Annotated in this window: 26 protein-coding genes; 21 read left to right on the top strand and 5 right to left on the bottom strand. The window is 48.5% G+C overall.

All coding sequences use genetic code 11. The features are described from left to right. The first annotated feature begins 225 nt into the window (after positions 1-225). The 13 genes from AC6ESO_RS07050 to AC6ESO_RS06990 all read left to right on the top strand — a co-directional run bounded on the left by AC6ESO_RS07050 (position 226) and on the right by AC6ESO_RS06990 (position 12,663). Complete coding sequence (locus tag AC6ESO_RS07050; RefSeq protein ID WP_497090749.1) at positions 226-1,344, top strand: CapA family protein; 1,119 nt, start codon at positions 226-228, stop codon at positions 1,342-1,344. A 44-nt stretch (positions 1,345-1,388) separates the two neighbouring features. Further along, complete coding sequence (locus AC6ESO_RS07045) at positions 1,389-2,759, top strand: UDP-glucose dehydrogenase family protein (protein ID WP_497090748.1); 1,371 nt, start codon at positions 1,389-1,391, stop codon at positions 2,757-2,759. After that, a complete protein-coding gene (locus AC6ESO_RS07040; RefSeq protein ID WP_497090747.1) occupies positions 2,740-3,771 on the top strand; it encodes a GDP-mannose 4,6-dehydratase in 1,032 nt (343 codons plus the stop codon). The genes AC6ESO_RS07045 and AC6ESO_RS07040 overlap by 20 nt, the downstream gene beginning before the upstream one ends. Positions 3,772-3,859: 88 nt before the next feature. Next, on the top strand, positions 3,860-5,233 hold the full coding sequence (locus AC6ESO_RS07035; RefSeq protein ID WP_497090746.1) for a sugar phosphate nucleotidyltransferase: 1,374 nt from the start codon (positions 3,860-3,862) through the stop codon (positions 5,231-5,233). Between the two features lie 84 nt (positions 5,234-5,317). Further along, complete coding sequence (locus AC6ESO_RS07030; protein ID WP_497090745.1) at positions 5,318-6,271, top strand: LCP family glycopolymer transferase; 954 nt, start codon at positions 5,318-5,320, stop codon at positions 6,269-6,271. Further along, positions 6,261-6,773 carry a VanZ family protein gene (locus AC6ESO_RS07025; protein ID WP_497090744.1) on the top strand — a complete coding sequence of 171 codons (513 nt, stop codon included), beginning with the start codon at positions 6,261-6,263 and terminating at the stop codon, positions 6,771-6,773. The genes AC6ESO_RS07030 and AC6ESO_RS07025 overlap by 11 nt, the downstream gene beginning before the upstream one ends. Then, positions 6,770-7,030, top strand: coding sequence for a hypothetical protein (locus tag AC6ESO_RS07020; RefSeq protein WP_497090743.1), 261 nt, complete (start codon positions 6,770-6,772; stop codon positions 7,028-7,030). The genes AC6ESO_RS07025 and AC6ESO_RS07020 overlap by 4 nt, the downstream gene beginning before the upstream one ends. A gap of 176 nt (positions 7,031-7,206) precedes the next feature. Then, complete coding sequence (locus AC6ESO_RS07015) at positions 7,207-9,072, top strand: stalk domain-containing protein (RefSeq protein WP_497090742.1); 1,866 nt, start codon at positions 7,207-7,209, stop codon at positions 9,070-9,072. 243 nt (positions 9,073-9,315) lie between these two features. Further along, complete coding sequence (locus AC6ESO_RS07010; RefSeq protein ID WP_497090741.1) at positions 9,316-9,828, top strand: DUF1854 domain-containing protein; 513 nt, start codon at positions 9,316-9,318, stop codon at positions 9,826-9,828. Between the two features lie 48 nt (positions 9,829-9,876). Further along, a complete protein-coding gene (locus AC6ESO_RS07005; protein WP_497090740.1) occupies positions 9,877-10,329 on the top strand; it encodes a hypothetical protein in 453 nt (150 codons plus the stop codon). Positions 10,330-10,561: 232 nt separating this feature from the next. Beyond that, the gene (locus AC6ESO_RS07000) at positions 10,562-10,819 is read left to right on the top strand and encodes a hypothetical protein (protein WP_497090739.1); all 258 of its coding nucleotides are present in this window, start codon (positions 10,562-10,564) and stop codon (positions 10,817-10,819) included. Positions 10,820-10,931: 112 nt separating this feature from the next. After that, on the top strand, positions 10,932-11,870 hold the full coding sequence (locus AC6ESO_RS06995; RefSeq protein ID WP_497090738.1) for an ABC transporter ATP-binding protein: 939 nt from the start codon (positions 10,932-10,934) through the stop codon (positions 11,868-11,870). Then, positions 11,863-12,663 carry an ABC transporter permease gene (locus tag AC6ESO_RS06990; RefSeq protein ID WP_497090737.1) on the top strand — a complete coding sequence of 267 codons (801 nt, stop codon included), beginning with the start codon at positions 11,863-11,865 and terminating at the stop codon, positions 12,661-12,663. Before AC6ESO_RS06995 ends, AC6ESO_RS06990 begins: the two co-directional genes overlap by 8 nt. Before the next feature lie 111 nt (positions 12,664-12,774). Here the strand turns inward: AC6ESO_RS06990 and AC6ESO_RS06985 are convergent, their stop codons facing one another. After that, positions 12,775-13,242, bottom strand: coding sequence for a bactofilin family protein (locus tag AC6ESO_RS06985; protein WP_497090736.1), 468 nt, complete (start codon positions 13,240-13,242; stop codon positions 12,775-12,777). Positions 13,243-13,387: 145 nt separating this feature from the next. Here AC6ESO_RS06985 and cls point away from each other — a divergent pair, with 145 nt between their 5' ends. Continuing rightward, positions 13,388-14,815, top strand: coding sequence for a cardiolipin synthase (gene cls / locus AC6ESO_RS06980; protein WP_497090735.1), 1,428 nt, complete (start codon positions 13,388-13,390; stop codon positions 14,813-14,815). Between the two features lie 6 nt (positions 14,816-14,821). On the opposite strand, the gene AC6ESO_RS06975 is transcribed toward cls, so the two are convergent. Together AC6ESO_RS06975 and AC6ESO_RS06970 are read right to left on the bottom strand one after the other, a co-directional pair. Beyond that, a complete protein-coding gene (locus tag AC6ESO_RS06975; protein WP_497090734.1) occupies positions 14,822-16,060 on the bottom strand; it encodes an NAD(P)/FAD-dependent oxidoreductase in 1,239 nt (412 codons plus the stop codon). Between the two features lie 97 nt (positions 16,061-16,157). Continuing rightward, a complete protein-coding gene (locus AC6ESO_RS06970; protein WP_497090733.1) occupies positions 16,158-16,337 on the bottom strand; it encodes a hypothetical protein in 180 nt (59 codons plus the stop codon). 342 nt (positions 16,338-16,679) lie between these two features. On the opposite strand from AC6ESO_RS06970, the gene AC6ESO_RS06965 reads away from it, so the two are divergent. Beyond that, positions 16,680-17,834 carry an asparaginase gene (locus AC6ESO_RS06965; protein ID WP_497090732.1) on the top strand — a complete coding sequence of 385 codons (1,155 nt, stop codon included), beginning with the start codon at positions 16,680-16,682 and terminating at the stop codon, positions 17,832-17,834. Between the two features lie 643 nt (positions 17,835-18,477). Further along, positions 18,478-18,639 carry a DUF1328 domain-containing protein gene (locus tag AC6ESO_RS06960; protein ID WP_210657536.1) on the top strand — a complete coding sequence of 54 codons (162 nt, stop codon included), beginning with the start codon at positions 18,478-18,480 and terminating at the stop codon, positions 18,637-18,639. A gap of 89 nt (positions 18,640-18,728) precedes the next feature. On the opposite strand, the gene AC6ESO_RS06955 is transcribed toward AC6ESO_RS06960, so the two are convergent. Then, positions 18,729-19,586, bottom strand: a complete 858-nt coding sequence (locus tag AC6ESO_RS06955; RefSeq protein ID WP_497090731.1) for an AraC family transcriptional regulator — start codon at positions 19,584-19,586, stop codon at positions 18,729-18,731. A gap of 189 nt (positions 19,587-19,775) precedes the next feature. Between AC6ESO_RS06955 and AC6ESO_RS06950 the strand changes: the two genes are divergently transcribed. The 4 genes from AC6ESO_RS06950 (at position 19,776) to AC6ESO_RS06935 (ending at position 24,249) form a co-directional block, all read left to right on the top strand. Further along, complete coding sequence (locus AC6ESO_RS06950) at positions 19,776-20,948, top strand: galactokinase (protein WP_497090730.1); 1,173 nt, start codon at positions 19,776-19,778, stop codon at positions 20,946-20,948. 46 nt (positions 20,949-20,994) lie between these two features. Further along, entirely contained in the window at positions 20,995-21,984 is a 990-nt protein-coding gene (gene galE / locus AC6ESO_RS06945; RefSeq protein ID WP_497090729.1) for a UDP-glucose 4-epimerase GalE, read from the top strand. Between the two features lie 32 nt (positions 21,985-22,016). After that, the gene (locus tag AC6ESO_RS06940; RefSeq protein WP_497090728.1) at positions 22,017-23,606 is read left to right on the top strand and encodes a UDP-glucose--hexose-1-phosphate uridylyltransferase; all 1,590 of its coding nucleotides are present in this window, start codon (positions 22,017-22,019) and stop codon (positions 23,604-23,606) included. 184 nt (positions 23,607-23,790) lie between these two features. Then, positions 23,791-24,249: a hypothetical protein gene (locus tag AC6ESO_RS06935; RefSeq protein WP_494818308.1), complete on the top strand. Its 459-nt coding sequence runs from the start codon at positions 23,791-23,793 to the stop codon at positions 24,247-24,249. Positions 24,250-24,319: 70 nt separating this feature from the next. Here AC6ESO_RS06935 and AC6ESO_RS06930 read toward each other — a convergent pair whose 3' ends face one another. Beyond that, positions 24,320-24,547 carry a DUF1128 domain-containing protein gene (locus tag AC6ESO_RS06930; protein ID WP_091221340.1) on the bottom strand — a complete coding sequence of 76 codons (228 nt, stop codon included), beginning with the start codon at positions 24,545-24,547 and terminating at the stop codon, positions 24,320-24,322. Between the two features lie 104 nt (positions 24,548-24,651). Between AC6ESO_RS06930 and AC6ESO_RS06925 the strand changes: the two genes are divergently transcribed. Further along, positions 24,652-25,281: a hypothetical protein gene (locus AC6ESO_RS06925; RefSeq protein ID WP_497090727.1), complete on the top strand. Its 630-nt coding sequence runs from the start codon at positions 24,652-24,654 to the stop codon at positions 25,279-25,281. Positions 25,282-25,320 lie beyond the last annotated feature (39 nt).

Raw genomic sequence — 25,320 nt, 5'->3', positions numbered from 1 at the left:
AGCAAAATGAAGATTGCAGTAGCAGGAACCGGATATGCCGGATTAGTTGCAGGATGGATCTGCAAATCTTTCATAAATTGCAACAGTTGCCAGGCAGATTGCTGAATCTCTTGAAAAGGACTGATTAGTTGTAGTGAAAGTTAACGACTAAGATACGGAGAAGCAGTACTGTATTAGCCTCAACCTGATTAATCGATACATATCATAGTAAGAGGGTGAACTTACATGGAAATACTGATTGCGAGTGATCTGGTTCCAACTGAATCAAATGAAGAATTATTCAATAACGGATATATTCATGCATTGCTTGGGGAGGAGTTGTTTGAGATTTGGATGTCCTCGGATATGAGGGTTTTTAATCTAGAGGCACCGCTTACGGATCAAGAAACACCGATAGCTAAGTCTGGCCCAAATCTTATAGCCAAGACCAGTACAATAAACGGTATAAAGCAATTACGCCCTACACTGGTTACTTTAGCTAATAACCACATCTTAGACCAAGGAACGCAAGGATTTCTCAGCACAGCAAGTTTACTGGACCAATACAACATTCCCTATTTGGGGGCTGCTAACAATTTGGCCGAAGCTTCCAAGCCTTATATCCTTCATAAAGATGGGGTATCAGTTGGGATATATGCTTGTGCGGAGAATGAATTTACGATAGCCACTGCCACATCAGCAGGGGCGAATCCATTTGATCCTCTAGAGAGTCTTGATCATATCCAAGAACTTAAACAAAAGTGTGACTACGTCATTGTTCTGTACCACGGCGGGAAGGAGCACTATCGCTATCCGTCTCCCAATGTTCAGAAAGTGTGCAGGAAAATGGTGCAGAAAGGCGCAGATGTTGTCATTTGCCAACATAGTCATTGTGTTGGTGCTTTTGAAAACTATCTGGATTCGAAGATCATTTATGGACATGGAAATTTCATTTTTGATTATATGGATAGTGATTATTGGCAATCCAGTCTTTTGATAAAGATACATATTAGGGAGCGATTGGAAGTGGAGTATGTTCCAATTGTAAAATTGAAACATGTAATCCGGGCAGCTCAAGGTACCGAGTCGGACACAATTCTGAATGGCTTCTATAAACGATCAGAAGAGATATGCCAAGAAGGATTTGTTGAGCAGCGCTATCAGGAATTTGCCGATACAAACTCTGAGGCCTATCTAAATGCTTTCGCCGGTTTGGGGAAATGGATGTCAAGAATAGATCGAAAGCTGCTGAATGGCCGGTTATTGCGAAAAAGGTACTCCAAAAATAACTTGTTAGCGATGCAAAATTTTATAGCGTGTGAAGCCCATCGAGAGTTATTGTTAGCGGGGTTGAAGATAAAATAAATGCCATTATAATCTTTGAATAAAAGTGGTAAAGGGGGCTCTAAATGTTTAAGATCGCAGTAGCAGGAACTGGATATGTCGGATTAGTTGCAGGAGTATGCTTTGCAGAGGTAGGGCATCAAGTAACCTGTGTTGATATTGATGAGAAGAAAGTAAAGGTGATGGAGTCCGGGGTTTCCCCGATCTTTGAAGTGGAATTAGAAGAGCTCATGCGGCGAAATTATGAAGCGGGGAGAATCGCTTATACAACGGATTACCAAGCTGCCTACAGGGATGCAGATGCAATCTTCATTGGTGTAGGAACGCCGGAGCAGCCGGACGGATCTGCTAATCTTACCTACATAGCAACAGTTGCCAGGCAGATTGCGGAATCCGTTGAAAAGGACTGCTTGGTAGTCGTAAAATCAACCGTTCCCGTTGGCACTAATGATAAGGTTGAGCAATTCATTCGGGACTTCTTGGTTCACGATGTGAATGTTGAAGTAGCTTCAAATCCGGAATTTCTGGCTCAAGGCTCTGCAGTACATGACACCTTGCACGCAGAGAGGATTGTAATAGGAACAGAAAGTAAATGGGCTGAAGAGCTGCTTATGCAGATCTACCAGCCCTTTCATTTGCCTATCGTATCCGTCAACAGAAGATCAGCGGAAATGATTAAGTATGCCTCCAATGATTTCCTGGCTCTTAAGATATCCTATATGAATGATATTGCCAATCTTTGCGAGCTCGTAGGTGCGGACATTCAGGATGTTGCAAGAGGAATGAGCTATGATGAGCGGATCGGAAGCAAGTTTTTAAATGCCGGAATTGGTTACGGCGGCTCTTGCTTTCCTAAGGATACTAAAGCATTGGCGTATATCGCCAGGCAGCATGGGTATGAGCTGAAGACGGTTGAGGCTGCTATTGATGTGAACAAAGAACAGAAGACGCTTCTATATCGAAAGGCGAGTAAAAGGCTCATTACCTTCAATGGTTTGAAGGTTGCCGTTCTAGGTTTGACCTTTAAGCCTGGAACAGATGACTTGAGAGAAGCTGCATCGCTTGAGAATGTTCCTTTATTGCTGGAGCAAGGTGCAGATATTTATGCGTATGATCCTGTAGGATCAGAGAATTTTGCGAAATTACATCCAGCAGGTAAGAGTGGAAGGGGCAGTATCACGTACGTCAACACTATTGATCATGCTTTAGATGGCGCCAATGTCTGTTTTATTTTCACGGAATGGGTAGAGGTAAAGGAAGTCTCACCGGCAACGTATAAGAACTTGATGAGAACGCCTTTAGTTTATGATGGTAGAAATATTTATAGTGTTGCGCAGATGCAGGAGGCAGGAATAGAGTATCATTCAATTGGAAGAAAACCTGCAAGTAAAGATGGGTTGAAGGGGTCGAGGAACATTGAATTACAATACTCTTGATAAGAGTAAGACATACCTGATTACCGGGGCAGCTGGTTTCATTGGGTATTATTTATCCAGAAAACTTTTGGAACAGGGCTGTCGCGTAATCGGAATAGATAATATCAATGATTACTATGACATTAACCTTAAATATACGCGTTTAGATCTATTGAAGCCTTATAAGAGATTTACTTTCATTAAAGGAGATATCTCAAATAAGGCTCTGATGATGAATACGTTTGAGGAATATAAGCCGAATATTGTGGTGAATTTAGCTGCTCAAGCCGGTGTAAGGTACTCCATAGAGAATCCGGATGTATACATGCAATCCAATATCATCGGCTTCTTCAATATTCTTGAGGCGTGCAGACATTATCCGGTAGAACATCTTCTGTATGCATCTTCAAGCTCTGTCTACGGTGCCAATCAAAAGGTTCCATTTGAGGAATCCGATCGAGTCGATCAACCTGTTTCCCTCTATGCTGCAACCAAAAAGTCCAATGAATTAATGGCTCATACTTACAGTCACCTATATCACATTCCTGCCACGGGATTACGTTTCTTTACGGTATACGGCCCATTAGGCCGGCCGGATATGGCTTATTTTGGATTTACGGAGCAATATTTTGCAGGTAAGCCAATTAAGATCTTCAATAACGGTGATTTCGAGAAAGACTTATATCGTGATTTTACATATATTGATGATATTGTGGAAGGGATCGAGCGCATGCTGAGTAATCCACCGTTAGTGGAGGCGGATGTGCTTCATCAGGTTTATAATATCGGCAATAATAGTCCGGAGAAATTAATGACGTTCATTGGAACGTTAGAGAAATGCCTGAGCATCTCATTAGGCAGGGAAGTTTTGTTCGAGAAAGTATTCGAACCGATAAAACCGGGTGATGTGCCTGCCACTTACGCATCAACGGCATTATTAGAGAAGGTCGTTGAGTTTAAACCGAAAACTTCAATTGAAAGAGGTCTACAACACTTCACGGATTGGTACTGTGAGTATTATAGGTTGAATTAATCCATAGAATTGGGAGTGGCTATCAAAGCTGCTCCCAATTTTCTTTTTCATGGAAAATTTGTTCAGTAGAGATAATGGAGGAGTGCAGATGAAACTCATATTATTATCCGGTGGTTCTGGAACGAGGCTTTGGCCGCTATCCAATGATGCAAGATCAAAGCAGTTTCTAAAGGTGCTCGAAAATGATGAGCAGCAATTGATTTCCATGGTTCAGCAGTTATGGGGACAGCTGGAAACAAGCAATTTGAGTGAGGATAGTTACATTGCAACCAGTCAAAGCCAGGTTGAAATGATGCAAAGTCAAATCGGCACAGAAGTACCGTTAATCATTGAGCCGGAACGTCGAGATACATTTCCTGCGATCGCACTGGCTGCCGTTTATCTCTATTCGCTTAAAGAGGTTAGTTTGAATGAGACGATTACGATCGTGCCGGTGGATCCTTTGGTAGAGAATTATTTCTTTGAAACCATAAAGGAGCTGGAAGAGGTATTAAAAGAATCTGAAGCCGACCTGGCTTTGATTGGTGTAAAACCGACTTACCCATCTTCAAAGTATGGCTACATTATTCCTGCCGAGGCAGATCAACCGTATGACAGTGGATATAAGAAGGTCCATAATTTCCGTGAAAAGCCTTCAGAAGCACAGGCAATTGAACTGCTGGCACAGCAGGCGCTGTGGAATTGTGGAGTGTTCGCATTTAAGCTCGGCTACTTGATTTCACTTCTGGAACAGCAGAATATGCCGATTCAATATGATGAGCTCAGAAAGCAGTATCATTTACTTCCTAAGATAAGCTTTGACTATCAAGTAGTAGAGAAAGCCCAAAGTATTGTGGTGGTTCCCTATGATGGCTGCTGGAAGGACCTCGGTACTTGGAATACGTTGACCGAAGAAATGAAAAACAATCAAATCGGTAAAGGAATCATAAGCGAAGATTGCAAGAATACGCATTTAATTAATGAAATCGATATACCGGTTTCCATTGTAGGATTATCGAATATCGTTGTGGCGGCTAGCCCTGACGGAATTCTCGTTTCTAGCAAGAGCGCCAGCACAAGAATTAAGGATTATATCAAATATAATCAGAAGCCGAAATATGAGGAAAGAAAATGGGGCTGGGTAAGAATTCTTGATGACCAGATCTACGAGGATGGTCGCTGTGTAGCAACAAAGCGTGTTGGCATCCGAGCAGGAGAAAACCTTAGCTACCGCATGCATACTTACCGAGAAGAAGTATGGACAATCGTGAATGGTGAAGGGGAGTTCCTTCAGAACGGCAATTATATGCAAGTAAAGGCCGGTAATATCCTTCATATTCCAATGAAAACACTCCATACATTGAAGGCAGTTAAGGACATTGAGATGATTGTGGTTCAAAGCGGACAAAGTCAGGAAGTAAATCGAATCGTCGAATTATACACCACATGGAAGGAAATTACGGAAACCTGCATTAAAGTCTAATGTCGGGAAAAAGGGCCTTGCTTACTAACTGTTAGGCAGGCCTTTTTTACACTACACTACGTGATTCTATAAGGAGTCTTAACTATGAAGCTGAAGCGATTTCTGATTTGGGCAAGTGTTGGAACCGCTGTAATCCTTATAATTGCAGGTGGGGTTGTTTGGTATTTATACCATTCCGTCGAACAAGTAGCGGCGAAGATGTATGAGGATGTTAGCCCAACGAAAACGGTCTATATTAGTAAAGATGTAGAAGTCAAAAAGGCTCCCGAGCCGGTTCAAATGAAAAATCTAGCCCCCTTTTCAGTGCTTGTCTTAGGCGTGGATGAGCGCCAGAATGATCGGGGGCGTTCCGATACGATGATCGTACTTGCTGTTAATCCAGCCAAACAGTCCATTCTGATGTTCAACATTCCTCGTGATACGCGAACAGATATCATCGGTCACGGAACTGTAGACAAAATCAATCACGCCTACGCGTTTGGCGGCGTGGAGATGTCTATCCATACGGCGGAGAATTTCCTCGATTATCCCATTGATTATTACGCCAAAGTGAATATGGAAGGTTTCGCTCGGTTAATCGATTTAATGGGCGGTGTTGAAGTAGATAATCCATTTGCATTTGATTATGAGGGCCATAGCTTTAAACAAGGCCACTTAACTTTAAATGGTACTGATGCATTAAAGTACTCCCGTATGCGCTATGATGATCCGCGAGGCGATTTCGGCCGTAATTCAAGGCAACGTGATATTCTGAAGCAAGTCATGAACAGTGCGATGAGCATCTCGAATGTGACTCGCTTGCATTCACTTCTGGGTGAACTCGGAAACAGCGTGAAGACGAATATTACCTTTGATGAAATGAAACAATTCGTTACAGATTATCAGCCGAAGATTCATAACATTGACACGGTTGAGATAGCAGGCAAAGGCGAAACGATCAATAAAATTTGGTATTACATCGTAGATAACAATGAACGACTGCGTATTCACAATTTAATCAAAGAGCATCTCCAGAAGGTACCGATAAATGAGCAATAAAATCAGTAAATATATGATTATATTGATCGTCATAGGCTGGATTGCGTTTATTATTATCCTATCGTCGCAATCCTATCAGCAGCAGAGTATACAACCCGCCTTGCATCGAATGGTGACGGAGGATCAAATCAGAGAGGTGCTGCCGGACTTAACCTTCAGCTATCACCACACTCGTTATTCCTCTCATGGGAATCCTTATCAATTCGTTGAATTCTTGATCCGCAAAGGTGCTCACTTGTTCATGTATGCCGTTCTTGCAATCTCCGGAGCTATTGCAACGAAAATGAAGGATAATGTCTCCAGAAGATGGCCGTTACCTCTTCTTATTGTCTTTATGATCGCTTCGCTTGATGAAATAAATCAGCGTATATCTCCGGGTCGAACTTCGAATTCGCAGGATGTCCTTGTGGATTTAACGGGAGGTTGCGCTGGCTTGTTCATTTATATAGCGAGTACGTATTTATATCGAAGGTATAAAAGAGAGGAGCATGTCTACAAATGATACCAGCTTCTATTAAGATCTTAGCTTTGCTGATCGGTATTATGAACAACACTCCGACTGAAGTTTCTGTATATACAATTATTGATTGCCCCTATGAGCATTGTTATGAGGCAACAAATGGCTTAGAATCTCAATGTTTATTCAACGAAATGAATATACAGCAAGAAACACCATTACATAGTGGTGACAAAGTATATGCCGTTTTTCTTAGAAATGAAGAACATAGAGTTGTTCGAGTTATTAAAGCGGAGCAGTAACAACATAGAGACTGCACGACACACTGGAGGGGATGCGGATTCTTTTGGCGGCATGTATGGGTACATAGCCAAGCGGTAATACTCGATTAGAATTAAGTTGCTTACCATAAATTGCTTGTCCTCGTACTACTCGTACTATTTGAATAATCTGAGTCTGTTATTTTAGGAGGGACAAGGTGAAGAAACGAAGTTTAAGACTGCTCCTCTGTACGGCAGCGTTGCTCACGTTGATCTGGATCTGGAGCGGAAGAGGAACGAGTTTTTACGAGCAAGTAGATGGGGCAGTCGGACCTATTACGGTCAAATTGACCGAAACATCGGAAGCTTTCAATAATCCGATCATGGGCTTCAGACCATCGCGCAACATAAATGATAGATCTTTCCCGAAGCGGGAGTATGCAGATATTTATAAACATTATATCAAGTACACGGATCTGGAGTATGATGCGACAGACTCTGTTCAGAAGATTATAGATTGGAGCAACAAGGCTTGGGAAGGCATTGAGAAGAAAAATGTTAAAGTAGTTCCACGAGTCGTCATTGTTTATCCGGGCGCCGGGGAGTATTGGCCTAATGGAGTCGAACATGGCGATCCGGTCAATCAATGGCTGTCAGAAGACTTGAAATCAAGACTTGTGGCGTTTATTGCAAAGATCGGACAGGCGTGGGATAACGACCCGCGAGTAGCTTTTGTAGAGCTTGGTTTATATGGCAACTGGGGCGAGCAACATATTCATCCCAGAAAGTTCGCCGACCGCACAAATCAAATTCCGCTTAGTTTCCAAATTGCGCTCGGCGACGCGTATACAGCAGCTTTCCATAATAAGAAAGTGCTCGTGCGCTATCCGGGGACGTTTAAGGATTACGACTTCGGCATTCAATGGGATTCCTTCGCGCTGCCGGATGATGCTTCCGGCGGAAATGGGGAAATTAAGCGTGATACTTGGCGAACGCAGATCAATAGCGGTGAGGTAGCCTACAATTGGGGCGATCAGTCCAAACTGGGCGGCAGGCCGGACGGAACACTTAGCAACATCAACAATACGAATTATGTTATTGATTGGATCATGAGTACACACACCTCGAGCTTGGGATGGATTTCGGATTATAATGCGAACAATCCCAATGTTTCAGCAGGGGCAGCGGCTATGCAGAAGGTGCTTGGTTATCGTTTCGTGCTGAATGAGGCAACGTTTACAGGTAATGTAACGCCTGGCGGGACGATGAACGTGTTGTTCCAAGTGACCAATAAAGGTTCTTCTCCGTTCTATTATAACTGGCCGGTTGAGGCGAGTCTGCTGAAGAGTGATGGAACGGTTGCCTGGAAGGGACTGTTCCAAGGTGATATTCGAAATTGGCTGCCCGGTACCGATTGGAACAGTTCAACGCGGTCATACAATCAAGCGCCTGTTGTGAATACGGTCAACGGGATGTTTACGATTCCGAAGTCCGTGCCGAACGGAACCTATACGTTGGCGTTGTCCATTCTGGATCCGGCCGGCTGGAAGCCAAGCGTCCGATTCGCTAACACCAATTATTACAGCGGCGGCAGGACACCGATTGGTAAAGTTGGTATCGGCAGAAATCCTGCAGATCAAAACCTCGGCTATTTCGCAAGCTTGAAATCGGATACGTCACTTGGTTATAGTCTGCAAAGCGGAGCGTATGACGGGTCTGTCGGCAGTAGGTTCAGCACGATAATCGTAAACGACAGAGCGCTTAGTTTTGATGCAAAACCAATTATTATTAATGGAAATACGATGGTCCCTTTCCGTCAAATTTTCGAGGCGCTGGGTATGATGGTAAAATGGGATAACGCGTCAAAATCGGTAATCGCATCAAAGGAGAATTTAACCATTAAGATGGCTGCCGGCAGTTTTAATGCAAGTGTGAACAACAAGGGATTTAAGTTGACTCCAGCCCCATTCATTACACCGGAAGGTATGTTTTATGTGAATCTTAGATTTGTCAGTGAATCAGCCGGCGCTACTGTGACCTGGGATAATGCAAATAAAGTAGCGACGATCACAACTACAGACTAATGCATTGTTGTCGCAATAAGCCGCCATTATGGTGGCTTATTTACTTGGAAGCGGATAGGAATAACATCAAGAGCAAGCTTATGTTAATAACGCTTGACACGATACATATTGTATCATATGGTAGAAGAGAGAATGACTTAATCGAACTGGCAGATGGAGAAGGGCAGGCGTGCGCCTGCTCTATTTCCTGATCTCATTTTTGATACATGAACAAGCGTTTCGATGGAGGAGGAGGGCTAATTCATGAGTAATGTCGTATACATGAAGCCGAAGAAAGTAGGTCCGATTCTACTCTATCGCACAGAGGATGGCACGTTAATGGCCGAGAACAAAGAAGGGCAGCGGTATGAGCGCGTGAAGTTGGTACGCGTTCTTCCTCATTCTTTTCCAGACCGCTTCATCTCCGTTCGCAGCGAGCTAAACGAAGAGATTATCCTTCTGCATGAAATCGAGCTATTGGATGAACGCAGCCAAAATACAGCTAGAGAAGAGCTGCGTAGACTGAGCATGGTGCCAGCTATCCGGCGGATTACATCGATTCGCAAGCATAATGCGGAGTGGAACTGGCATGTGGACACTGACTACGGCAGGCTTACCATTGTAATGGATAACCTGCACGATAACTTACATGCAATCAATGCCGACCGCTGGATCATTACGGACACGGAGAGTCGACGTTATATGCTCTCGAACGTGGAGCAAATGGATGCGGAGAGCCAGCGATGGTGGAATTACTGCTGTGACCCTTTTTTTTAATGACTTAGATACGTTTTGTAACATATATCGAAACGAGGCGTAGCGTAAATGGAGACAGAGATGAAACCGCGGCAGCATATCAGAATAAAGCTGTTAGGCGGCGTACGGGCTGAAATGACCATATGTTATATAGAAGGACAGGAAGGGGATACCAGCAAGCCATCTCCGGTTCTCCTGCAGGATATGAGCCCTGAGGGTTTGGAATTTCTGAGCCATCTCCGATTGCCCGTCAGTCGCAGCTATATGCTCCAATTTACAGTTTCACTTGGGGAGTGGCAGTTCAGTCTGCTCGCACATACGGTGTGGAGGCGGTTTGAAGACAATCACTACATTTACGGCTGCGCTTTGCTTTCGGATGAAGGGATTCGCAAAGGATTGATTTGTGCGCTGCTTGCCAAGCTGCAGGCTATGAGTCCAAAGCAGCAGCGGATTCATGAGTTGTACAAGCGTATGACTTATCGGAGAGAGACAAGTTATGCGCGCTTGGATGTCAGAGGTTAAACAAAGGGTGATGGGGGAGCTGTCAGCCGCAATGCTTATTAGGTTCCTCATTGCTCTTTTCTTTTAGTTTCCTATGAAAGCGCATACACGACAAAATTCATTCTTTATTCGCTTTTTTCCATATTGACATGTAGCGAGAATTGTCGTATTCTATCTTCGATACAAAATGTAACATAAATATCGAGATTGCTACATATAGTTTTCGGAAACCGATCAATAAGGGGCGAATAACATGACGAATAAGGAACAGTTTCACTGTGTATGCTGCGGAGGGACACTGATGAGCTTGGAGGCGGAGTTGGTGTTTTTAACCGGTTTTTACCGTGTAGTGCATCCGCTGGGCTTGTGTAAGGCTTGTTTTATCCAATCGCAAGAAAACGCGCAGCAGCGAGATGCACAGGGTGCGGATGCGCGAAATATGACGGTGGTTGACGAGTTGAAATTCACGGCTTCCTATAATACGGATCGACTGCTGGCGATCTATTCATAAGCAGCCGAGTTTCACGCATAACTTCCAATCCCTTCCTTACTTCGGTATACTGATGGAGATGTGAAGCTTGAATGAGCGTCATTCAGCTTCCCTAAAGCAGGAGGGGATAGATGTGGATTATCGGACCGAGCAAGACGAGCAGCAGCCGATCGTTCGTCTTCAGCAGGTAACGAAAGTCATCGGAAGACGCACCATCATCGAGGATCTTACATTGGATTTACCGCGGTCGGAGGTATTCGGATTTCTTGGGCCTAACGGGGCCGGGAAAACGACTACGATTCGGATGATGGTAGGTTTGATGAAGCTGACCAAAGGTGACGTCCTTATTGAAGGACACAGCATCCGGACGGATTACGAAAATGCCATTCGTCATGTCGGAGCTATCGTAGAGAACCCTGAAATGTACAAATATTTGACCGGCTTTCAAAATCTGCTGCATTACTCGCGGATGGTGCCGGGAATTACGAAGCAGCGCATAGACGAGGTCGTCGAGCTTGTCGGGCTGAAGAGCCGCATCAACGACAAGGTGAAAACCTATTCGCTCGGCATGCGCCAACGGCTTGGCGTTGCACAGGCTATTATGCATAAACCATCGCTGCTTATATTGGACGAGCCTACGAACGGGCTTGATCCAGCCGGTATCCGCGAGCTGCGCGATTACTTGAGGAAGCTGGCCAAGGAAGAGGGCATCACGGTCTTCGTCTCGAGCCATTTGCTCAGTGAGATGGAGCTGATGTGCGATCGCGTTGCGATCATCCAAGCAGGCAAGCTCATCGATGTTCGCGGTATTCGTCCCGGTACTTCGCTTGCGGATGAGACGAATCAAGTGCTCTTCGAGGTGGATCAGCCGGATGCCGCCGTGCAGCTGCTGGCAGAGCATGGTGCTTCTCGCGAGGCGGATGCGGCGCTCGTGCGGGCTGATCGAGAAACGATAGCGCGGCTCAATGCTGATCTTGTCCAAGCGGGTATTAAAGTGTACGGCATTCGTGTCCTGAACAAGTCGCTGGAAGATCAGTTCCTAGAGATGACAGGAGGTGAGCAGGTTGTTTGATTTCCTGCAGCTCGTACGCAATGAGAATATGAAGATCTACCGCCGGATTGGCACCTGGATCATGCTCGGCATTATTCTGCTGATCGTAATCGTTGTCAGCACGTTGTCGAAATTGTTCTCCGAACATGATACGATGTGGACGATTATCAACGGCATCGAACAGTTTACCTATTACCTCATTACCATCTTCACCGTCGTAGTCTCGGCGGAGTGCGTAGCCGGCGAGTTCTCGGCAGGCACGATCAAGCTGCTGCTGATCCGTCCTTGGAGCCGCTCGAAGATTTTGCTTTCCAAATACATAGCGCTGCTGTTGTTCGCTCTGACGCTTTCAGTCGTGATGCTGGTGTCATCCTATGTGCTCAACTTGATCTTGTTCGGCTATAACAGCAGTGCAACGGCGAATGAGGCACTTGGCGTGCTAAACAGCTCCCATCCGCTGTCCTACATGATTCAAGTGTACCTGCTCGATTACATTGGGCTTATCATGATCGTCACGTTTGCGTTCATGCTCTCGACGATCTTCCGCAGCGGCGGTCTGGCGATCGGCTTGTCGATGTTCATCTACTTCTTCGGCCTGATAGCAAGCGGTTTGCTCTTCAATCTCAAGTATGCCTGGGTTGAATATCTCCTGTTCCTTCACCTGGATTTGAAGCAATACCTGCAAAGCTCGGTCATCACGCACAATATACATGAATTGACCATGGGTTTCTCGCTAGCGGTATTAGCCGGCTACTATATTGTTTTCGTGAGCATCACATGGCTAATCTTCAACAAACGCGATGTTGCCACATAATTGAAGAGAGCCGCTGCACGGTCGCCATAACGGGACTGTGCAGCGGCTCTTTTATTGTTGCTTTACGGCGGGGAAATCGGCATTACAGCGCGGTGGAAGTAACAGCCTGCGCTAACCGGCCTGCCGGGCTTTATCCTTCGCTTGTGTTTCCTTCACCTGCTGCGGTTGTTGCTGCTGGATAGCAGGTTCGGCACCGTCCTGCTGATGCCGTGTCCGCTGCTCGACAGCACGCTCCATACGGCAGTTGCCATTATAGATGCCTCCGTCTTGAATCAGCATCGTATGGGCAAGCACATTGCCGAATAGTTGACCTGAAGCGGTGATCGTCAGCTTTCCTTTGGCTACGATATCGCCGAACACCTTGCCTGCGATCGTTAGATCGCGCGCGATAATGCCGGACCTCGCCACGCCGCATTCCCCGATAATGACATCGCCTTTGCAATCAATATCGCCCCGGTATTCGCCTTCGATCCGAATGCCGCTTTCACTAACTAACTTCCCTTCTACATGTGTGCCTAATCCGATCAGAGTTTCGGCCGAACCGGACCGTTTGGACTCTTTGAACATCGCTGCGATCATCCTCCCTCTCTTACGGTAGGTCATATAGCTATTTATTCTTAGAAGCTTTAAAACATGCCAATAACCGATGTATACCCGCTAGGTGGGGGGTGAAAGCTAGTCTAAGAAGAAAAGGCTTTTATCGCATGCAAAAGGAGGGTTGGACTTGGGGTGGATAATCGCCGCACTGCTCATATTTATCTTTCAAATCGCTACAATTCTTGCGCTCGAATACCGCCGTCCTGCCAAAACCGTCGCTTGGCTGCTTATCTTGTTTGTGCTGCCGGTAATCGGATTTGTGATGTATTACTTTCTCGCGCAAGCATTCAAGCGCCAGCAAGAATTTCGTATAATCAGCAGCTCCACCGAGGATATGAGGCGCAAGGCGTTGTCACAGTGCGAGCAGGTGCATCGTCCGAGTGAGATGCATGGCGAAGAATTTGCCGAACAGGAGAGACTCTATCACATGCTGCAGCGGCTGACCTTGTCGCCGATTACGAGCCGCAATGAATCTACTGTGCTGACGGATGCAGAGGCCGCGTATGGTGCTATTTTTCAAGCAATAGAGGAAGCCGGGCATCATATCCACATCGAATTTTATACCATCCGAGATGATCATATCGGTCAACGGCTCAAAGAGGCGCTCATCCGCCAAGCGAAGGCGGGCATTGAGGTGAGGGTCATTTATGACGGGATTGGCAGCATGAGTTTAAGCAGAAATTACATCAAGGAACTTGAACAGGCTGGTGTTGAAATGCGATGCTTCTTGCCACCTCGAATTGCGTTCTTCGATAAACGGATGAACTTTCGAAACCATCGCAAAATCGTTGTCGTAGACGGGCTGGTCGGCTATCTCGGCGGCATTAACATCGGTGATGAGTACCTTGGCGGCAATCCGAAGCTCGGTTTCTGGCGGGATACGCATTTGCAGCTTAAAGGCGATGCGGTTTATTTTCTGCAGGAAGTGTTTATGGAGGATTGGTGGTATACCTCGAAGGAACGGCTGGCAGATCCGATCTATATGCCTGAGCATCCTTGCACGGGCAGTGAGCAGGTACAGATCGTAGCTAGCGGCCCGAACAGCAGAGACGAAGCCATTCTGGAATGCGTGTTTGCGGCGGTATCGGTTGCCAAATCGCGCATTTATATCGAAACCCCTTATTTCATTCCGGATCCAAGCCTGTTAATGGGACTTCGTACGGCCGCGCTGAGCGGCGTCGATGTGCGGATTATCATTCCTTATGTACCGGATACGAAGCTGGTGCTGAACGCGACTTTATCGTATGCGGAGGAACTGCTTGCTGCAGGTGTAAGGATTTATCGGTATCGCAAAGGGTTTATGCACGCCAAAGTGCTCATTGTCGATCATTTGATGGCGTCGGTTGGGACGGCAAATATGGACATGAGAAGCTTTTTCAGCAATTTCGAGATCAATGCGCTGTTGTTCGATGAGAAGGCAATCGATCGGCTTGAGGTGGATTTCATGAAGGATATGGAGGATAGCGGCGAGGTAAGTCGCGAGGAATTTATGAAACGCCCGCTTCGGCAGAAGGCCGGAGAGGTTGTCGCGCGCATGCTCTCGCCGCTGTTATAGCGCTGTTTATACGTTTTGGTTATGCAGGGATGGCCGGTTCAGTGCCACGATGGAGGCAAGCGGGTGCTCGGACTGCGTAATCTGTGCATATAGGAGATTGGCTCCCATCATGCTGTAGACCGTACCGTTCCCGCCATAGCCAAGACAATAATAAACACGGCTCCAATTCGGATCTTCCCCGATGAAAGGCAAGTTGTCGCACGAGAGGCCAAAGGTAGCATTCCATTCATGTGCGATCGGTGCATCGAAGGAGGGGTAGAAGGCTTGTACGCGAGTGAGCAGCAACTCAGCATGTTTGCTTCTCGCCTTTTTCTCTTCCAGCGGAACAGGAGATTCCTCATCGTAGCCACCTGCAATAACCCGGCCATCGTCGGTGATGCGCATATAGAAATAAGGGCGGGCGGTTTCCCAGATAAAATAGTCCCTGAACTGCGGCTGAAGATGCGCTTGCGGCTCGGTTACGATGACGTAGGTCCGATCCAGATTCGACTTGATGAGCTTTCCATGCAGCTCCTCCGGTTCATAGCCGATCGCATAGATGACATGCTTGGCCCGAATAGCAGCTTGCGACGATGTGCGAAGCACATGAGTGCCGTCCGCTTCCGTTTCATGGCTGATCACATCGGTATGCTCATGAACGGCAAGCTGGTAGCGGTTCACCGCTGATTCGATTACGGTATGCACGAATCGAAACGGATTCAGCTGCGCGTCCCCGCGGGTTACGATTGCGCCGGGCTTTCGAAACGGGAATGCCGAAGCAATTTGATCCGGCTCCCAGTAGCCCACGTCGAAGCGATGACGCTTCAGCGTCTCGTATTCGCGCTTCAGCTTGGGTAGATCCTGCTCGGTGCTTGCTACGTATAAACTGCTTTTTGGACCGAAACCAACATCTACTTCCAGCTCAGCCGCGATTTCCCCCAGCTGAACGATTGCTTCGGCACAGCCTTTATAGAAGAGAACCGCATCCCGCTCGCCAATTTGGTCAATCAAATCGCACAGCATAATGTCGTTGCAAAATTGCAGCAGTCCCGTGTTAGCCGTCGTACTGCCGCCTGCAACATCGCCTCGCTCGAGCAAAACGGTCTTCATGCCTTTCTTCGCGAGCGTGTACGCGCATATCGAACCCGACATCCCGCCTCCAATAATTGCAACTTCTGCTTCCGTATCCCCGTTCAGAGTAGGATAGGCGGCTTGGTTTTGCAGCGTCTCCGGCCAATAGAGATGGCCTTTATGTAGTACTTTCATCAGTATCATACCTCCAGTAGCTACTATGCCCATTTTTGGACGAGAAAAAAGAGGGATCGTTCACGATCCCTCCCCTTATTTTGGATAAGCAAACATGCTATTCTTGAATCGGATCGGGAATGAGTCCCTCTTCCTGCAGCTGACTGTTCGTCTTCATATTTTTCATGTCATGACCGAGTCGTTTCATGTCTTGGTAGTCTTGAACCATTGTACCGTTCTGAGCGTTGGCGACTGGTTTAGACTTGCTTCCGGCTTGCCCGCAGATTGGATTTTCCATGATCGATGGCTCCTTTGGTATACTGGATTAAGCAGTGCACGGCGTGCGCTCGCTTTAACCTTATATTCCTATAAGTGTATACTTGACTTCTATATACCCACAGGCAGAAATATTTGAAACGTGAAACCGAAGATTGGGCTTTCGAATAGGCTGGTAGGGATTGAGGGAATGTAGGGGAAGGGTACGGCGGACTGAAGAGCAAAAGGCCGGAAGGCTGAAGAGGAGCAAGGGGCTGCGGTGCGGCAAGGACCGAAAGCATCTAGAGTGGAACAACAGGATATAGTTAGGTGTGGGAAAACATAAATGGGGAGTAGGATTGGAAAAATGCCAGGGGTGAGCACGATGATACAGTCAGCAACAACAGCAGCGAGCGTGCTGGGAGTTCCGCTCGTTCAGACGACACGAGGCGAATGGGTCGAAAATGTTCACAGCGGTCACGCAGCAGTCGTGACAGGGGATGGTGAACTCATTGCGCAGGTTGGAGACGCGTCGATATGGACCTATATGCGCTCTACTGCCAAACCCATTCAAGCCTTGCCATCCGTGCTTGGCGGCGTCGTTGACACATACGGATTGACGGATGAGGCAATTGCGCTAATGTGCGCATCCCATCAAGGTACGCCGGCACATATTGCCGTGCTGGAACAAATGCTGAAGCAAACCGGCGTTCGAGAAGAGCAGCTGGTATTTGGTCCGATGTTTCCAGCCAATGCGGAAGCGCGGGATGAGCTGCTTCGTCAAGGCGGGAAACCGCGGAAGCTGTACCATGTTTGCGCGGGCAAGCATATCGGCATGCTTGCCCTCTGCAAGCTGCGCGGTTGGCCGCTTGAGACGTATACGCAGCCGGAGCATCCGCTCCAGCAGGAGCTGCTGCGCACAGTCGCGACAATGGCGGAGCTCGCTCCGGAGGAGATCGGCAGCGCTATCGACGGCTGCGGCCTGCCGGTGTTTGCGATGCCAATGTGGCGGCTCGCGCTGGTTTATGCGCGTTTTGCCGCTTGGGGCAGCGAAGCGGCCGCGCCTCTTGCGGCAGAAAACGCTGACGTGCTGGCGAGTGAGTTGGAAGCTGCAGCCGAAGTGGCTGGGACGCCAGGGATTGGCGTTGAAAGCGGAGGCGCGGGAGCGGCTTCAGTGGCTGCCATAGCAGCCGCTGCGAAGCGTATCACCGCTGCGATGATCAGTCATCCGACCCTAGTGGAGGGTCCGGACCGGTTGGCCAGCGTGATGCTGGGTGACGGTAACGTAGTCGCCAAGAGCGGCGCGCAAGGCGTCTTCGTTTTCGGCCTGCGCAAGGAGCGGCTGGCCGTCGTCATTAAGTTGGCCGACGGTGGAGAGTCGCCGTGGCCTGAAGCGGTTTGTGCCATCCTCGAGCAGCTGAAGCTCGGCGAGACACTCATCACGCGGATCCGCAGCCAAATCTCACCCGAGATCCGCAACGACGCCGGCCAACTCGTTGGCCACCGCGAATCCTGCTTAACACTGAAGCTAAACGTTTAATCACTATCTTGATTCCGCCAGGAGTAGCTCTCAGGGATACACATATGCGCTAAACTGCCGATTTCAGCGGAAGAGTTGCTCTAGGAGCAACACAAAGGTGGGAAACCGTAAGTTAGTGGCAGCAGAGTAGCACTAGGAGCCACACATAGGCGCAGAACTATCGGATTCGGCGAAAGAGTAGCTCTGGGAGCAATACATGGTGTGAAACCGTAGGTTACTGGTAGACGATTAGCTCAGGAGCAGAATTAGCGGATTTCGTATAAGAAGCTCGCCCAGAGATCTGCTTGGAAGCCAACCAGTGCAAAGTTGGTTGAAGAGCGGCGAATGGAGTAACTTAGGAGGGTGTAATAGGTAACAGGTAACGCACATGCAACGTTATCGAGCAAATTAGCTCAAAAGAGCGGTACTCAATACCTCACATTCGGCGAAATCTCCTGAGTTACTCTAATGAGCGGTATTGGATACTTTTATTAATTGAGTAACTTCTAAAGTAAGTGAAAACAGAGGGTTACCTCATTCCATCCGGGAACGTTGATGATGAGGTAACCCTATTTTGCGTTTCAAGTCCGAACAGGCTGTTTAAAGCTGAGTAAGGCAAGGTGCTACACCATACAAACCAATCAAACCGAAAGGGTGAGGAAAGATGTTGGGATATGCACTTATGTTTTTTATCATTGCTATTATTGCTGGTGTACTTGGATTTTTCACTCTCGCGTCAGCGGCAGCCGGTATAGCGAAAGTGTTGTTCGTTGTGTTCCTGGTGCTGTTCGTGATCTCGTTTATTTTTGGCCGCAGACGCGTCTAGCGTTTCGGGCCAGCCTCTAGCGACGCAAAGCTAGCTGCGCATTGCGTCACGTGTGGGTTACTCCTGCGGCGCATCCCGCGCCGCAGGCCCTAAAGCCGGCGCATCGCTTCGCGATAAGCCGTCGGCGACTGGCCGTAGAAGCGGCGGAACTGCTTCGAGAAGTACAGCGCGTCCTGGAAGCCGACGGACGCCGCGATCTGCTCGATCGTGAGCTCGAGGCGCTCGCGCAGCAGCAAGTGCGCTTTGTCGATGCGCAGCTTCAGCAGAAAGGTGACGGGTGTAATGCCCGTCTGCTGCTTGAAGATGCGCGACAAATAAGCGCGGTTGTAGCCGAGCGCGTCGGCCATGTGTTCGATCGAGATCGGCTCGGCGTATTGCGTCGACAGATACCGGATGACGTCGCCGGCAAGCGCCTCGCTGTCTTGCCCGCGCTGCGCCGCTCCGGAATCCGTATCGGGCCCAGCCGCGCCGAATTCCGCGAACAGCAAGTACAAATAACCGACTGCGCGCAGATGGGCCGAGCCACCGCCAAGGCGGAAGGTTCGCTGGATGCTGCGAAACAACACGGCAACGCGTGGATTGCCTCCCGTATCCACGATCGGCATCGCCGAATCGAGACCGGCGCCGGCCACAAGCGGCTCCGCGTGCCGGCCTTCAAAAGCGATCCAGCGGTATCGCCAAGGATCCGCTTTGCTGGAGGCGTAACTGATCAGCTGACCGGGCGGTATGAGGAAGGTCTGCCCGGCCCGCAATTCATACTGTCCGCCGGCATAGGTGAAGGTGCCGGAGCCGGACAGAATATGATGCATCAAATAGAAATCATAGACTTTAGGCCCGATCAAATGATCGGGCTTTGTCTGACTTTCCCCTGAGAACAATACATATAAATCACCATGTTCGTTCGGAACCGGATTTGAGAGCACGGTATAGGTAGGCTGCAGCGACATCGTGCTGAAACACCTCCATTTTCCAAGTGATTAGCTTACAGGTATTGTAACACAACAGGTTCGTTAATACCGTTAACAGGTCACAAAATTCCATGTGAAGTTCACATCAAGCCATTTTGTTCCTTTCTCTATTCCGCTATACTAAACCTATAAAACAACAACTAAAATCCAAGAAAGCGGTGTAGCACAATGGCGAACATCCATGAATTGACTGAGCGGTTTCTGAACACATACGGCAGGGAGTCGGCAGAACAAATAGCAGTATTCCACGCACCGGGCCGCGTCAATTTGATCGGCGAACATACGGACTACAACGGCGGCTATGTTTTCCCGGCTGCACTGACCTTCGGTACTACACTGCTGATTCGCAAACGCGAGGATCAACAGCTGGGACTCGCTTCCACAAACTTCGATCTTCATAAACATATTCCGATTTCACCGATCGTGCATGACGAAGCAGATGACTGGATGAATTATCCGAAAGGCATCGTGAACGAGCTCGAGCAGCGCGGCATCACGTTCAGCCAAGGCTTTGATCTCTTGTTCCACGGCGAAATTCCAAACGGAGCGGGCTTGTCGTCCTCGGCATCCATCGAAGTCGTAACGGCTTATGCACTTCTAACCATGGCAGGTCATGCGACAGACACGGTCCAAATTGCACGTCTCGCACAGAAGTCCGAGAATGAATTCAATGGCGTGCAATGCGGCATCATGGATCAATTCGCCGTTGCAAACGGCAAGAAGGATCATGCGATTCTGCTCATGTGCGACACGCTTGAATACGAGCTGATCCCGTTTAATTCCGGCGATTACCAAATCGTCATCGGCAATACAAACAAACGCCGCGGTCTAGTGGACTCCAAGTACAACGAGCGCCGCAGCCAGTGCGATCAAGCGGTTCAGGATCTCAAAGCAGCATTCCCTGAGCTAACGCTGCTCGGTCAGCTTTCCTTGGCGCAATTCGAAGCCAACCAGCACCTCATTCAAGATGAAATCGTATTGAAGCGTGCGAAGCATGTAGTTGAAGAAATCGACCGCGTGCTTCAATCCATGAAAGTGCTCAAAGAAAATGATCTGCAAGCATTCGGCCAATTGATGAATGCCTCTCACGATTCGCTTCGCGACCTGTACGAAGTAACAGGAGACGAACTGGATGCCATGGTAGCTGCGGCTCGCACCGTTGACGGCGTACTTGGCTCCCGCATGACAGGCGCAGGCTTTGGCGGCTGCACGGTATCTCTTGTTCATAAGGACAGCGTAGAGGCATTCAAAGCAGAGGTTGGACGCATCTATACCGAAACAACCGGACTTGTACCAGACTTCTACGTATGCACGATCGGCAACGGAGTCGAACAACAATAACTATTATGAATCAATCAGTACCCAGATATAGAGGAGGAGAAACCATATGGCAGTTCTAGTAACGGGAGGCGCTGGCTACATCGGGTCGCACGCAGTGGCGGCTTTGCATGAACGCGGCGAGGAAATTGTAATTATCGATAATTTACAGCAGGGACATAAGGAAGCGGTGCTTGGCGGCAAGTTGTACGTAGGCGATTTAAGAGACGGCGATTTCCTAGACACGGTATTCGGAGAGAACGCGATCGATGCCGTCATCCATTTTGCGGCAAACTCGCTCGTCGGCGAGAGCATGAAGGATCCCGGCAAATATTATCATAACAATGTCTACGGCACACTTTGCTTGCTGGAGAAAATGAACCAATACGGCGTCAAACGAATCGTGTTCTCGTCAACCGCAGCTACCTACGGCGAACCGGAAAACATTCCGATTCACGAGGAAGATCGTACGTTGCCGACCAATACGTACGGCGAAACGAAGCTTTCGATGGAGAAAATGATGAAGTGGTACGACACCGCTTACGACATGAAATATGTGTCGCTGCGTTATTTCAACGCAGCAGGCGCGCATGCAAGCGGCCGAATCGGCGAAGATCATCATCCGGAGACGCATTTGGTGCCGCTCGTGCTCCAAACCGCGCTCGGTCAGCGCAGCCATATCTCGATATTCGGCGATGACTATGCGACCGAAGACGGAACCTGCGTACGCGACTACATTCACGTGAGCGATTTGGCAGACGCGCATGTACTTGCCGTAGAGCGACTGCGTCAAGGCGGCGATAGCGCCATCTACAACCTGGGCAATGGAACAGGCTTCTCCGTGAAGCAGGTCATCGATATTGCTCGCCAAGTAACAGGCCGCGAAATTCCGGCTGTTATGGAAACACGCCGTGCCGGCGACCCGGCTGTGCTTGTAGCTTCTTCGGATCGGGCACGCCAAGAGCTTGGCTGGAATCCATCCCGCAACAAGCTGGAAGACATTATTGGGAGCGCATGGGCTTGGCATCAAGCAAATCCAAGCGGCTACAACAAAGACTAACATGTACCCGTGCCGCGAGAGGAGTAAGTGCAATGACTAACCACCAGATGCCACAAACGAGCACGGACACCGTGCTCCTTCATATAGAACGGCTCGTGCAATTTGCGGTGCAGCGCGGAATGATTGAGCCTCCGCTGGATGTCTACGCATCCCGGAATGCGCTGCTTGAATTATTCGGGTTAACCGAAGCCTACGAAGGTATTGTGCCGGAGGAGCGGCTTGAAAGCGCCGTACCTCTGCTTGATCCGCTGCTGGATTACGGGGCTTCGATCGGGTTGATTGCAGATAATACAACGACCTTCCGAGATCTGCTGGATGCGCGTATTATGGGACTGCTGATGCCGCGGCCTTCCGAGGCTGCTGCGAGGTTTCGCCGCACGTCGGAGAACGAAGGCGTGAGTAAAGCAACCGATGAATTCTACCGACTGAGCATCGATTCCAACTACATTCGGATGGACCGAATTGCGAAGAATCAGTATTGGGAGCAACCGACCGCCTATGGCAACTTGGAGATTACCGTCAACCTTTCCAAGCCTGAGAAAGACCCTCGGGAGATTGCATTGCTGAAGTCGCTTGCACCAACGAACAGTAATTATCCCAAATGTCTGCTATGCGCCGACAATGTAGGCTATGCCGGCCGAGCGGACCATCCGGCTCGTCAAAATCTGCGAATCGTGCCGCTTGAACTGCAGGGTGAGACGTGGTACTTCCAATACTCGCCGTATGTGTATTACAACGAGCACAGTATCGTATTCCACAGCAAGCATGTTCCCATGCGTATCTCGGCGCTTACGTTAGCAAGGTTGCTTGATTTCGTAGAAGTCGTTCCGCATTACTTCATCGGCTCCAATGCGGATCTGCCGATTGTAGGCGGCTCCATCCTTAACCATGACCATTTCCAAGCCGGGCGCCATGTCTTCCCCATGGAGACGGCCGCTGTCGAGCACGTGTTTGCTCATCCGCATGGGGACGGCGTGACGTACAGCATTGTAGCTTGGCCGATGTCAGTCGTTCGTTTGAACGGAACGGATAAAGAAGCAGTACTTCGCGCTGCAAGCAACATCCTCGATGCATGGCGCGCTTACAGCGACGCGGAAGCGGATATCCTTGCGTTCTCCGAGAAGAATGGCGAGCAGACACCGCATAATACGATTACGCCGATCGCAAGACTGCGCGACAATGGCGAATACGAGCTCGATCTGGTGCTGCGCAACAACCGCACAAGCGAGGAGCATCCGGATGGGATTTTCCACCCGCATCAGCATCTGCACCATATTAAGAAAGAGAATATCGGGCTCATCGAGGTCATGGGACTCGCGGTTCTTCCGGGACGTCTCAAAGCCGAGCTGGAACTGATTTCAGTCATTCTAACCGGCGAGCAAGCGTTTGACAGAGCCTCCCTCGCGGGCGGACCGCTCGACAAACACGCCGACTGGATTTCATCCATTGTGGAGAAGCACGGATCGTCGCATACAACCGAGCAAGCTGAGGCGCTTCTTCGTGACGAAGTCGGAAGCAAGTTCCTTGAAGTGCTGATGGACGCAGGCGTCTATAAGCGTACACCGCAAGGCGCAGAAGCTTTTGCGCGATTCCTTCTCTCACTTGGTTTAAACCGGGTCTAAACGACAAAAGCCCATTCCTTGTGACAGGAGGAGATGGGTTTTTCTATTCTCGAGAGAAAGAAAATAATTATTTTCAAACAAATAATTCATATAATTTGTAATAATTATAGAATTTGAAGAGGGATATCGGTTGTTATGGCGAAAAACATATAGAAATCGTATTTCAAAGTCGGGGGGATGTTTAATGCCGCTTCCAATTATTCCTATTGATGAATTTCTGGCGTTGTCGACAGATGATCAAGTCGAGAAGCTGAAGCAGTGGAAAATGGACTATACGCTCAAGGATATTCGTGAAGCCTGGGGGTTCAAGCACTCGGCTCAGTACTATATGCTGCTGAAGAAGCTGCGGATTTACGAGCGCGTCGTGAACAAATCAGACAAATTCTCGCCGGAGCAAATTTTAACCTCCAGATCTGGCCCGGAAGCCTATACGGCAGGTGTTTATACGTATACCGAACGTTCCGTCCCGGCTGATCAATTCGGCTATGAATTGAATGTAACCCTGAGCGGTCCGGAGCTTGCTGATAAGCTGGAACGTCTGGCTCATTTTCTGAAAGGCGAGCATAAGGCTGTATCCATCAAGCTGTCCATCTCTGCATCCAAGGCAATTCAAGCTGGCGAAGATGAAAGCGCAGACATCTAGTCTCGTACATAACGGAACAACAAAAAAACCGAGCGCGTCCCGACTCGGTTTTTCTATTATCCAATTATTCTTATTTCTCGCGAAGCTGGCCAAGCTCGGAGACGATGGCTTCCACTTCGCTGATGCTGAATTTATCTTTGCTAGCCACAATATCGTAGATGTCCTTCAGGTCCTCGTATCGTTCTAAGCTAAAATTGTTCGCTTGCATCGCAGCGCCCGAGGCCATGCGCAGCTTGTTCTTTATCGTATCAATCATAAACGCGACGTTGTCTTGGGTTGCTTCCGATAAATTGTTCATTGTTTGATAGCTCCTCTCCATACTTGTCTGTGCTCGTATTGTAACATGCCTCACATCGTACATGCTACGCCCAATAAGACGTTGTTAAAGAGTGGAGGATATGGATGAAGATACGTTTGCTGCATAAACAACTCGATTCGGAGCAATGTCCCCTATTATATGAAACGAGCTTTGAGCATGAACAGGAGCTGGACAACTGGCGGATTTGCAGCGGAGAGTGGTGGGTCGAGAACGGCTGGCTGCAGGGCAGAAATCCGCTGAATGCGCCTGGAGTGCTGCTGAGCAAGCAGGATTTTCCCGGCAATGTGCTGGTGGAATTTGAAGGCCGCACCGTTCTGCCGAGCACCCATGATATTAACCTGATGTGGAATACCAGCTGGGACGAGGAGAAAAACATGCGTGGCGCTGCTTACGTCGCCGGACTCCAAGGCTGGTGGGAAGGCAAAATCGGACTCGAGAAGTCTCCTGACTATGTGCTGAATGCCGCTACGCCGTTGTTTGATTTTGAGCCCGGCCGTATTTATCACATTCAAGCCGGCAGCATTGATGGCCACTGCTTTGTCTGTGTGGACGGGAAGCTGCTGCTTGAGCTGACCGATTACGATCCAATCGATTCGCAGCTCCATACGAAGGTTGGTTTCGAGGCCTATGCAAGCTTCATCCAAATCCGAAATGTAAGGGTAAGAGCCATCGAATGGCAGCCGCTGGTTCGTTCATATCCAGCTGAATTTTAACCCTAAATCCCAATCATACGGAGGCTTAACTTAACGATG

It is taken from the genome of Paenibacillus rhizoryzae (genome assembly GCF_059686995.1).
This window is presented reverse-complemented; position numbering and strand designations above follow the sequence as displayed.

Excerpts from the sequence above, each read along its gene's own strand:
- AC6ESO_RS07050 (WP_497090749.1), top strand. The coding sequence starts at position 226 with ATGGAAATACTGATTGCGAGTGATCTGGTTCCAACTGAATCAAATGAA.
- AC6ESO_RS07045 (WP_497090748.1), top strand. The coding sequence starts at position 1,389 with ATGTTTAAGATCGCAGTAGCAGGAACTGGATATGTCGGATTAGTTGCA.
- AC6ESO_RS07035 (WP_497090746.1), top strand. The coding sequence starts at position 3,860 with ATGAAACTCATATTATTATCCGGTGGTTCTGGAACGAGGCTTTGGCCG.
- AC6ESO_RS07030 (WP_497090745.1), top strand. The coding sequence starts at position 5,318 with ATGAAGCTGAAGCGATTTCTGATTTGGGCAAGTGTTGGAACCGCTGTA.
- AC6ESO_RS07025 (WP_497090744.1), top strand. The coding sequence starts at position 6,261 with ATGAGCAATAAAATCAGTAAATATATGATTATATTGATCGTCATAGGC.
- AC6ESO_RS07020 (WP_497090743.1), top strand. The coding sequence starts at position 6,770 with ATGATACCAGCTTCTATTAAGATCTTAGCTTTGCTGATCGGTATTATG.
- AC6ESO_RS07010 (WP_497090741.1), top strand. The coding sequence starts at position 9,316 with ATGAGTAATGTCGTATACATGAAGCCGAAGAAAGTAGGTCCGATTCTA.
- AC6ESO_RS07005 (WP_497090740.1), top strand. The coding sequence starts at position 9,877 with ATGGAGACAGAGATGAAACCGCGGCAGCATATCAGAATAAAGCTGTTA.
- AC6ESO_RS07000 (WP_497090739.1), top strand. The coding sequence starts at position 10,562 with ATGACGAATAAGGAACAGTTTCACTGTGTATGCTGCGGAGGGACACTG.
- AC6ESO_RS06985 (WP_497090736.1), bottom strand. The coding sequence starts at position 13,242 with ATGATCGCAGCGATGTTCAAAGAGTCCAAACGGTCCGGTTCGGCCGAA.
- AC6ESO_RS06975 (WP_497090734.1), bottom strand. The coding sequence starts at position 16,060 with ATGAAAGTACTACATAAAGGCCATCTCTATTGGCCGGAGACGCTGCAA.
- AC6ESO_RS06970 (WP_497090733.1), bottom strand. The coding sequence starts at position 16,337 with ATGGAAAATCCAATCTGCGGGCAAGCCGGAAGCAAGTCTAAACCAGTC.
- AC6ESO_RS06965 (WP_497090732.1), top strand. The coding sequence starts at position 16,680 with ATGATACAGTCAGCAACAACAGCAGCGAGCGTGCTGGGAGTTCCGCTC.
- AC6ESO_RS06960 (WP_210657536.1), top strand. The coding sequence starts at position 18,478 with ATGTTGGGATATGCACTTATGTTTTTTATCATTGCTATTATTGCTGGT.
- AC6ESO_RS06955 (WP_497090731.1), bottom strand. The coding sequence starts at position 19,586 with ATGTCGCTGCAGCCTACCTATACCGTGCTCTCAAATCCGGTTCCGAAC.
- AC6ESO_RS06950 (WP_497090730.1), top strand. The coding sequence starts at position 19,776 with ATGGCGAACATCCATGAATTGACTGAGCGGTTTCTGAACACATACGGC.
- galE (WP_497090729.1), top strand. The coding sequence starts at position 20,995 with ATGGCAGTTCTAGTAACGGGAGGCGCTGGCTACATCGGGTCGCACGCA.
- AC6ESO_RS06940 (WP_497090728.1), top strand. The coding sequence starts at position 22,017 with ATGACTAACCACCAGATGCCACAAACGAGCACGGACACCGTGCTCCTT.
- AC6ESO_RS06935 (WP_494818308.1), top strand. The coding sequence starts at position 23,791 with ATGCCGCTTCCAATTATTCCTATTGATGAATTTCTGGCGTTGTCGACA.
- AC6ESO_RS06930 (WP_091221340.1), bottom strand. The coding sequence starts at position 24,547 with ATGAACAATTTATCGGAAGCAACCCAAGACAACGTCGCGTTTATGATT.
- AC6ESO_RS06925 (WP_497090727.1), top strand. The coding sequence starts at position 24,652 with ATGAAGATACGTTTGCTGCATAAACAACTCGATTCGGAGCAATGTCCC.